This is a genomic window from Saccharopolyspora griseoalba (assembly GCF_042665275.1).
In the GTDB taxonomy this organism is placed as follows: Bacteria; Actinomycetota; Actinomycetes; order Mycobacteriales; family Pseudonocardiaceae; genus Saccharopolyspora; species Saccharopolyspora griseoalba.
Window position 1 is genome coordinate 1 of sequence record NZ_JBHTCJ010000036.1, and the last position, 1241, is coordinate 1241.

The 1241-nt window shown below is 70.5% G+C and carries 2 protein-coding genes; both read left to right on the forward strand.

Going from position 1 to position 1241, the window contains the following annotated elements:
* Nucleotides 1-848, forward strand: an 848-nt coding sequence (locus ACFQRI_RS27075) for a transketolase-like TK C-terminal-containing protein (RefSeq protein WP_380673493.1), incomplete at its 5' end; no start/stop codon positions are given.
* A 14-nt stretch (nucleotides 849-862) separates the two neighbouring features.
* Nucleotides 863-1241, forward strand: a 379-nt coding sequence (locus tag ACFQRI_RS27080; RefSeq protein WP_380673495.1) for a transaldolase family protein, incomplete at its 3' end; no start/stop codon positions are given.

Below are 1241 nucleotides of genomic sequence, written 5' to 3' on the forward strand. Positions count from 1 at the left end.
CCTCGTTCGGCCCGGCGGAGATCTCCACCGACGCCTGGCAGGCCAACCCCTACGGCCGCACGCTGCACTTCGGCATCCGCGAGCACGCGATGGGCGCGATCGTCAACGGCATCGCACTGCACGGCGGCACCCGTCCCTACGGCGGCACCTTCCTGGTGTTCAGCGACTACATGCGCCCGGCGGTGCGCCTGTCGGCGCTGATGGAGATCCCGTCGATCTTCGTCTGGACGCACGACTCCATCGGTCTGGGCGAGGACGGCCCGACCCACCAGCCGATCGAGCACGTGGCCTCGCTGCGCGCCATTCCGGGCTTCTCCCTGGTCCGCCCGGGTGACGCCAACGAGACCGCCTACGCCTGGAAGGCGATCCTGGAGAACCCGACCGGCCCGGCCGGCCTGGCGCTGACCCGCCAGGGCGTGCCGACCCTGGAGGGCACCGACGCCGAGGGCGTGGCCAAGGGCGCCTACGTGCTGGCCGAGGCCGGCAACGGCTCCCCGCAGGTCGTGCTGATGGCCACCGGCTCCGAGGTCCAGCTGGCCGTCGAGGCCCGCGAGGTCCTCGAGGACGAGGGCGTCGCCACCCGCGTGGTCTCCATGCCCTGCGTCGACTGGTTCGAGCGCCAGGACGAGGCCTACCGCGAGTCGGTCCTGCCCAGCTCGGTGAAGGCCCGCGTCTCGGTCGAGGCCGGCATCGCGATGCCGTGGCGCCAGTTCGTCGGCGACGCCGGCGAGTCCGTCTCGCTGGAGCACTTCGGCGCTTCGGCGGACTACAAGACCCTTTACGAGCAGTTCGGCATCACCACCGAAGCCGTTGTCGCAGCTGCTCGACGCAGCCTGAACAAGGCGTGAGCGGAGGAATTCCTGTGACGAACGCGAATCTGAAGGCGCTGAGCGACGCGGGCGTGTCGATCTGGCTGGACGACCTGTCCCGCCAGCGGATCACCTCGGGCAACCTGGCCCAGCTGATCAGCGAGAAGGAGGTCGTCGGCGTCACCTCCAACCCGACGATCTTCGCCAACGCGCTGTCCAACGCCGCCGACTACAACGAGAAGGTCCGCGAGCTGGCCGCCCGCGGTGCCGGCGTGGACGACACCGTCCGCGAGCTGACCACCGCCGACGTGCGGGATGCTGCGGACGTCTTCCGCGACGTCTACGACCGGACCGGTGGTGTGGACGGTCGGGTGTCGCTGGAGGTGGACCCGCGGCTGGCGCACGAGACCGACAAGACGGTGGCCGAGGCCG